Annotated in this window: 8 protein-coding genes; 3 read left to right on the forward strand and 5 right to left on the reverse strand. The window is 63.8% G+C overall.

Annotated features, from left to right (window positions below):
* Positions 1-301: 301 nt before the first annotated feature.
* Positions 302-1,624, forward strand: coding sequence for a hypothetical protein (locus EN906_RS15155; RefSeq protein ID WP_127266994.1), 1,323 nt, complete (start codon positions 302-304; stop codon positions 1,622-1,624).
* A 144-nt stretch (positions 1,625-1,768) separates the two neighbouring features.
* Here EN906_RS15155 and EN906_RS15160 read toward each other — a convergent pair whose 3' ends face one another.
* The 5 genes from EN906_RS15160 to EN906_RS15180 all read right to left on the reverse strand — a co-directional run bounded on the left by EN906_RS15160 (position 1,769) and on the right by EN906_RS15180 (position 6,788).
* On the reverse strand, positions 1,769-2,014 hold the full coding sequence (locus tag EN906_RS15160; RefSeq protein WP_027035223.1) for a MoaD/ThiS family protein: 246 nt from the start codon (positions 2,012-2,014) through the stop codon (positions 1,769-1,771).
* Positions 2,002-4,272 carry a xanthine dehydrogenase family protein molybdopterin-binding subunit gene (locus EN906_RS15165; RefSeq protein ID WP_127272500.1) on the reverse strand — a complete coding sequence of 757 codons (2,271 nt, stop codon included), beginning with the start codon at positions 4,270-4,272 and terminating at the stop codon, positions 2,002-2,004. The genes EN906_RS15160 and EN906_RS15165 overlap by 13 nt, the downstream gene beginning before the upstream one ends.
* A gap of 1 nt (position 4,273) precedes the next feature.
* Positions 4,274-4,750 carry a (2Fe-2S)-binding protein gene (locus EN906_RS15170; protein WP_013530647.1) on the reverse strand — a complete coding sequence of 159 codons (477 nt, stop codon included), beginning with the start codon at positions 4,748-4,750 and terminating at the stop codon, positions 4,274-4,276.
* Positions 4,750-5,610: a xanthine dehydrogenase family protein subunit M gene (locus tag EN906_RS15175; protein ID WP_127271789.1), complete on the reverse strand. Its 861-nt coding sequence runs from the start codon at positions 5,608-5,610 to the stop codon at positions 4,750-4,752. Before EN906_RS15175 ends, EN906_RS15170 begins: the two co-directional genes overlap by 1 nt.
* Before the next feature lie 284 nt (positions 5,611-5,894).
* Positions 5,895-6,788 (reverse strand): LysR family transcriptional regulator, encoded by an 894-nt coding sequence (locus tag EN906_RS15180; RefSeq protein ID WP_127272499.1) that lies wholly within the window; start codon positions 6,786-6,788, stop codon positions 5,895-5,897.
* Between the two features lie 100 nt (positions 6,789-6,888).
* Here EN906_RS15180 and EN906_RS15185 point away from each other — a divergent pair, with 100 nt between their 5' ends.
* Both EN906_RS15185 and EN906_RS15190 read left to right on the forward strand, forming a co-directional pair.
* Complete coding sequence (locus EN906_RS15185) at positions 6,889-7,647, forward strand: SDR family oxidoreductase (RefSeq protein WP_127269409.1); 759 nt, start codon at positions 6,889-6,891, stop codon at positions 7,645-7,647.
* A 54-nt stretch (positions 7,648-7,701) separates the two neighbouring features.
* Positions 7,702-7,884 (forward strand): 4-oxalocrotonate tautomerase family protein (locus EN906_RS15190; RefSeq protein ID WP_164777183.1); only part of this gene is annotated, 183 nt, incomplete at its 3' end.

Consider the following 7,884-nt stretch of genomic DNA (forward strand, 5'->3'; position numbering starts at 1 on the left):
ATCCAGGGCTCGAGGCCGGGATACTGTTCAGCCAGCTTCCTGAACAGCTCCCTGATGTCCTTGGCTTCGACCTCGACCTTGCTCTTGCCGTCGGCAAGCTGGCCGACGGCGCCCCAAGGGGTGACTTCGACCATCAGCGCACCCCTCGCCCTAGCCTTCCCGTTCCGCCTCGATCGCCGCCAGGCCGACTAGCAATGTGACAAACAGTTGAAGAACGAAGACGTCGATCGTCACATCAGCGTGCACTGGAAGTAATGAAAAATCGGTCCTTTAAGCATTCACTTGAAATGATGGGTAACGAATGGATACGCTTCAATTCGAAATCGCCCGCTTCCTGGCTGCAAAGGCTTTGCATAAGAGGCGGACGACATACCAGCAGGTTGGTGAGGCAGTAGGCTGGAACCATCCAACGGGCCGCGGGCTTGGGCGAAATCTCGAGGTCATTCTGCACTATTTGGCGGATCGTGGGCTGCCGCCTCTCACGACGATCCTGGTGAAGAAGGGGGAGCGGCATCCAGCTGAAGATGCGATGGCATACATCCGCAGCGCACTCGGAGCTATAGACATCGAGGCTGCCCAGCAAGAGGTGTTTGCGTTTGACTGGACGTCGGTTCCAGAACTCGCCCCGGCCACCGATACCCTACCCGATGGCCGGCAGGTCTGGCTGACATCGTTCTGGGGCTTCGATCCAGCCAGCTGGGGATGCATCGGATTTGCCGACGAAGCTCGGCGGGCCCGTTACCTTAGCAACTCCAAGCCGGGGACACTGGTCGCGATCTACGTGACCAAGGGAAAGGGCCCGGAAAACATGCGCGGCAAGGTTGTCGGGGTGCTTGAGATCTCCCACGAGATCGGTCACGCGCAGGAGTTCATCTCGGGGGATCGCTGGGCCGAAAAGGAGCGCGATCAGGACTCCCGTGGGAAGTGGCTTTATGCGGTAAAGGCGACGAGGGCATGGCGCATCGTTCCAGAGGATTGGCGTCGAGTGGAGGAGTTGTTTCCTCAGGCTTATCGTGGCTCGAATGCAGAACTCATAGGAGCAAACGGTGTCCCCGTCTCAGCCGACGAGGCGGCAGAGCTCTATGAGTTGGACGTCTACGAAGTGCCGGTCTATGGGCAGACGGAGCCCGTGGACCCGACAATTCAGACCCTCGAATCCGCGCTTAGCCCGAGCCGCGCCGTGAGACCGGCCTCACGGCCTTACTGGGTCGGGGAGACGAACGGGCCGAAGCATCTCTACATACTCCGCCTCGTGGGTAACATCGGAGCCTATCTGGGACGTCGGGATGATGAAGTCGAAGACAAACACATCATCAAAGTAGGCTTCTCAAAGAGCCCGCAGGCGCGCCGCGATCAGATCCAGAGCGCCTATCCCAGAGGAGCCTTCCATTGGGAGGTCTTCAAGCCAAGCCCTCAGCCCGACACCGCACCATATGCGAGTGCAGAAATTGCGATCGCCGGCGAGGACGCCATGAAGAAGCGCCTCGTGGAAGATGGCGCAGAGGTGCTTGGTGGCGAGTTTTTCCTCGCAGACGACAACCTGATCTATCGGATCTGGGCAGCGGGTAGCAACGCGGCGAAGGCAGCGCAGGATGGACTGCGGAACCAGCAATTTCCAGAATAGGCGCCGACGGTTCGAGCTCTACAACAGCCAAGCAGCAGGTTCTATGCCTAGTATCGACCCATCGGCACCCGAAACCAGACAGTCCGCTTGCGGCCCCACCACGACATGATGTTAAGCGATGGTGCCGAGGCCCGGCTCTCCCCCTCATCCCCCCGCCAGTCGCGGCAACAGAAAAATCTCCGCCCCCTCTGGCAGCTTCTTCGACCACGTATCCCGATAGATCGTCCCGTCGATCGCAACCGCGATGCCTTTGTCGATCCAGGGCTCTAGGCCGGGATACTGTTCAGCCAGCTTCCTGAACAGCTCCCTTATGTCCTTGGCCTCGATCTCGACCTTGCTGTTGCCTCCGGCGGTCGCGGCGAGCGAGCCCCAGAGCGTTACTTCGACCATTCCCGTTCCGCCTCGATCGCCGCCAGGATGCGCGGCGGCGACATCGGGATGTGCGTCATGCGCACGCCCGCGGCGTTCGACACCGCATTGGCAATCGCCGCCAGCGGCGGCACGATCGACGTCTCGCCGACACCGCGCACCCCGTAAGGGTGGTTGGGGTTGGGGATTTCGAGGATCTGCGTGTCGATCATCGGCAGGTCCGAGCAGACCGGGATGCGGTAGTCGAGGAAGCCGGCGTTCTGCAGCCGCCCGTCCTTGCCGTATATATACTCCTCGTTGAGCGCCCAGCCGATGCCTTGCGCCGCACCGCCCTGGTACTGTCCCTCGACATAGGTCGGGTGCACCGCCTTGCCCGCATCCTGCACGACCGTGTAGCGGATGACCCTGGTGGCGCCGGTCTCGGGATCGACCTCGATATCGCAGATATGGGTGGCGAAGGAGACGCCGGCGCCATCGGCGACGAGTTCGCTGTGGCCGGCGATCGGCCCGCCGGTCTTGCCCGACTCGACCGCGATCTCCTTCAGCGACAGCTTGCCGAGATTGCCGTGCTTCTCGCCCTTGGCGACCGCGTGGCCCTTTTCCCAGACCACGTCGTCGACGGCAATGTCCCACATCTGCGCAGCGCGCTCGCGCAGGATTTTGATCGCATTGCGGGCGGCCGAGATCGTCGCCATGGAGGACGAGAAGGTGCCGCGGCTGCCGTCCGTCATGTCGTTGTAGCCGAGGCTGGACGTGTCGGCGACGATCGCCTTGACCTGGCTATAGTCGATGCCGAGCTCCTCCGCCGCCACCAGCGACAGCGACGCGCGCGAACCACCGACATCGACCGTGCCGACGGCAAGCGAGACCGAGCCGTCCATGCCGATGTTGAGGTCGGTGCAGGTCTGGCCGCCGAAATTGAACCAGAAGCCGCAAGCCATGCCACGGCCCTGGTTCTTGCCCAGCGGCGCCTTCATGTGCGGATGGCTCTTCACCGCCTCCAGCGTCGGGCCGATGCCGATCGGTCCGTAGACCGGGCCGTAGGAGGACCGTGTGCCTTCCTGCGCGGCGTTCCTGATGCGGAAGTCGACCGGATCCATGCCGATCTTCTTGGCCAGCTCGTCGACAGCACTTTCCACCGCGAAGGCCGCCATCGGCGCTGAGGGCGCGCGATAGGCTGCGGTCTTCGGCCGGTTGACCAGCACTTCGTAGCCGACCGTCTTGACGTTATCGAGCTTGTAGCAGGCGAATGCCGTCATGGCGCCGATCTCGGCCCAGGAGCCGGCATACGGGCCGCAGCTGTAGCGAAGCGTCGCTTCGGCGGCGGTGATCGTGCCGTCCTTGCGGGCGCCGATCTTGACGTCGATCGAGGTGGCGCTGGTCGGGCCCGAGGCGCGGAACACCTCGTCGCGGGTCATCACGAGCTTCACCGGCCGTCCGGCCTTGCGCGACAGCGCCAGCGCCACCGGCTCGGCCCAGACATGGGTCTTGCCGCCGAAACCGCCGCCGATCTCCGAGGAGGTGACGCGCAGTTTCGAGGCTTCCATGCCAAGCAACTGGGCGCAGTGCTGGCGGTAGACGAAATGGCCCTGCGTGCACACCCAGAGATCAGCGGTGCCGTCGGAGCTGAAATTCGCCACGCAGGCATGCGGCTCGATATAGCCCTGGTGCGTCTGCTCGGTCTTGAAGGAACGCTCGACGATAAAGTCGGCCTGCCCGAAACCCTGATGGACATCGCCATGGCCAAACTGGCTGCGCTTGGTGACGTTGGAGGGTTTTACCGGTTTTTCCTCGAGGCCCTCGGTGAAGATGGCATCATTGATCAAGGGCGCCGTGTGCTTCGCCGCCTCGTCGACATCGGTGACATGCGGCAAAAGCTCGTATTCAATCTCGATGAGCTTCAGCGCCTGCCTGGCGGTGCGGGCATCGATCGCGGCGACCGCGGCCACCGCGTGGCCGTCATAGAGCGCTTTCGTGCGCGCCATGCAATTGTCGAGGACGTCGTACATGGCGGCATCGCCATCGGTGAGGTCGGGCAGGTCGGCCGCGGTGATCACCGCCTTGACGCCGGCGAGCTTTTCCGCCTTGGACGTGTCGATTTTCACGATCCTGGCGTGAGCATGCGGGCTTCTGAGAACACGCCCGACCAATTGGCCGGCCATGTTGAAGTCGGCGCCGTAGCGGGCGCGGCCCGTCACCTTGTCGATGCCGTCGGGACGGATCGGACGCGTGCCGACGGAGGCGAATTTACGTCCGGAAAAACGTGGATCGAAATTCATCTCAGGCTCCCTTCATCACGATGGCCGCGTCCTGGACGGCGCGCACGATCTTGTCGTAGCCGGTGCAGCGGCAGAGGTTCCCGGCGAGGCCGAAGCGGATTTCCTCCTCGGTCGGGTCGGGGTTCTTGGCCAGGAGGTCCTTGGCCGCGATCAGGAAGCCCGGCGTGCAGATGCCGCATTGCAGCGCCGCATGCTCGAGGAACTTCTGCTGCAGCGGGTGCAGCGTATCGCCATGGGCCATGCCCTCGATGGTCTCGACGCGCCGGCCTTCAGCCTCGGCGCCGAGCACCAGGCATGAGCAAACCAGCCGATCGTCGAGGATGATCGAGCAGGCGCCGCAGTCGCCGGTGCCGCAGCCTTCCTTGGCGCCCGTCAGCCCCAGCCGATCGCGCAGGACATCGAGCAGCGTCTCGTCCGGCTGGCAAAGATACTCGACAGCGTCGCCGTTGATTGTCGTTGAAACTGCTATACCAGCCATCATTTGCCTCCTGCACGTGTATAGGCTGATGTGGCGGCCCGCTGGGCCAGCACACCCGCAACTTTTCGTCTGAATTCGATGGTGCCGCGCTTGTCGTCGATGGGACGGCAGGCGCCCGCACAGACCTTGGCGAGCCGCTCCAGCGTCGCTTCGTCCAGCTTGGAGCCGATGAGCACCTCCGCCGCCTCTTCGACCAGAAGCACCGTCGCCGCCACGGCGCCCAGCGCCACGCGGGCCGATTTGACCACACCGTGCTCGTCGAGCGTCAGGTTCACGCCGGCACTGACCACCGCGATGTCCATCTCGGTGCGTGGAATGAAACGCAGATAGGCATCGCCAGAGCGCGGCTCGCGCTTGTCGAGTAGGATCGCCTCGATGATCTCGCCTTTGGCCAGCGACGTCTTGCCCGGCGCGGTCGGCACGCTCTGCACGGGAATCGTGCGCCGGCCCGCCGGCCCGACGACCACTGCCTTGGCGCCGGCGGCAACCAGCGCCGGCACGCTGTCGGCGGCCGGCGAGGCGTTGCAGAGATTGCCCACGATGGTGCAGCGTCCCTGCACCTGCTTCGAGCCGATCAGCTTGGCCGCCTCGACGACACCAGGCCATGCCTTCTTGAGGGCGGTGTTCTCTCCCAGGACGGCGCAGGGAACCGCGGCGCCGATGCTGAAGCCTTCAGCAGTTTCCCGGATCTCGCTCAAGCCATCGATCGCCTTGATGTCGACGATCAGCTCTGGTTCGGCAAAGCCGCCCTTCATCCTGACCAGGAGGTCGCTGCCTCCCGCGAGGATGGCGGCCGTACCAGCCGACCCGGCCAAGTGGCCAACGGCATCTTCTATTGAAAGCGGACGTATGTAGCGCATCGTCTCCCCTTGGTCATCGCGATTTCAGCGACCGTTATAAACAGTCTCCTCATAATGGCTATCCGGTTCCTCAACTGCGGCGATTAGGCCAGGCGCCGCAATATCCAGTCCAACAGACGGAAAGTGGCGCGCTGAATGGCAGCAACCGGCTTTGGGATGATTTTCGTGAAACTTCGGCTATGGATCAAGTGCGCTCATTCGCCCTTGTCCGCCTTTGGACCGGAACGGCCTCAGCCCGTGACGCGCTTTCCCGGAAAACTGTTCACATTTTTCCTGGAATTGCCCTAGAGATCGGCCTCGGCGAAGATGCGCGAGGCCCAGTCGAGGAAGACGCGCAGGCGTGGCGAGAGCTGACGGTTCTGCGGGTAGAGCGCCGACAGCGGTGTCGGCGATGGCGGATAGTCGGCCAGCACCTCGACGAGCGTCCCATCCGCCAGATCCTTCTCGAAGCGATAGCGCGGTGCCTGGATGAGGCCGAGGCCAAGCCGCGCCAGATCGGCGGCGGTGTCGGAATTGTTGGCGGCGACGCGGCATGGCAGCCGCACCTCACGGATACTGCCGGCGACGGTGAATTCGAACGGAAGGGTCTCGCCGGTGCGCGACGAAACAAAGCCCACCGCCTGGTGACCGTCGAGCGCATCGGGGGAGACGGGCGTGCCGTGGCGCTCGAGATAGGCAGGGCTGGCGCAGGTGATCTCGCGGATGACAGCCAGCCGCCGCATGATCATGCCGCTGTCGGGCGGCTCGCCGACGCGGATGACGCAGTCGACGCCTTCGCGCACGAGATCGACCAGCCGGTCGCTTTGGCCGATCTGCAGGTCGATCCTGACATAGCGGGCGAGGAACTCCGGCAGGCGCGGCAACAGGAATGTGCGGGTGAGCAGCGTGCTGGCGTCGATGCGCAGCAGGCCGAAAGGCTCGGCATTGCGAAAGGCGGCCTCGGCATCCTCGATCTCGGCCAGGATCGACAGGCAGCGCCGATAGTAGGCTTCGCCGTCCTGCGTGGCGTTCACCTGCCGCGTCGTTCGTTCCAGAAGCCGCGCGCCGAGATGCTCTTCCAGCCGCCGGATCGCTTCCGTCGCGGTTGAACGCGGCAGGCCGAGATCGGCCGCGGCAGCGGTAAAGCTGCGCCGCTCCAGAACGCGAACGAAGAGCCGCATCGTGTCCAGTCGATCCATGGCCCTTGTTCGCAATTTCCGAATAGTGATGTCAATAGATGGCTGATTATACGGAAAGCGGGTCGGCCTATATCCGTGTCACCAACACGGAGAGACTTCCATGACATCCAATCAAACAAGTACGGGTGGCCAAACCAGAACCGCGATCGTGACCGGCGCCTCCAAAGGCATCGGCGCCGCCATCGCACAGCGGCTCGCCCGCGATGGCGTCGCCGTCGTCCTCAATTATGCACGGGGCCGCGCCGAGGCCGAAGAGCTTGTGCGCAGCATCGAAGCCGGCGGCGGCAAGGCAATCGCCGTTCAGGCCGATATCGCCGATCCGAATGGGATCGCAGCGCTGTTCGACGCCGGCGAGAAGGCGTTCGGCGGCATCGACATCCTCGTCAACAATGCCGGCGTCATGAAGATTTCGCCGATGGCGCAGACCGACGACGCTTCGTTCGACACGCAGATCGCGATCAATCTCGGCGGCGTGTTCCGCGGCATGCGGGAAGGCGCGCGCCGGCTTCGCGACGGCGGCCGCATCGTCAATTTTTCCAGCAGCGTCGTCGGCCTCTACCAGCCGGGCTACGGCGTCTACGCCGCCACCAAGGCGGGTGTCGAGGCGATGACCCACATCCTGGCCAAGGAGCTTGGCGCGCGCCGCATCACAGTTAACGCAGTAGCGCCCGGGCCGATCGAAACCGCGCTGTTCACGGACGGCAAGAGCGAGGCGCAGATCGAGGCCATCGGCAAGATGATCCCGCTCGGCCGGCTTGGCCAGCCCGACGACATTGCCGGGCTGGTCTCGTTCCTGGCCGGGCCGGACAGCTTCTGGGTCAACGGACAAATCATCCGCGCCAATGGCGGCGTCGTCTGAGCCGTCGCCGACCGCTCCACGCCGAACCTCAAATTCCACAGAAAGGAAAAGATCATGCCATTCGCCAACATCAAGTTACCGCAAGCGGCGCTCTCCAGGGCGCAGAAGGAAGACCTCATCCATCGAACGACAGCCATGTTCGTCGACTTTTTCGGCGAGGGTGTGCGCCCCTTCACGATGGTGCTGGTGGAGGAGGTCGCCGACGGCGGCTATGGCCGGGCCGACGAAGTGTTCGTC

Origin of the sequence: Mesorhizobium sp. M7A.F.Ca.CA.004.06.1.1, from assembly GCF_003999135.1 — a bacterium.
Classification (GTDB): Bacteria; Pseudomonadota; Alphaproteobacteria; order Rhizobiales; family Rhizobiaceae; genus Mesorhizobium.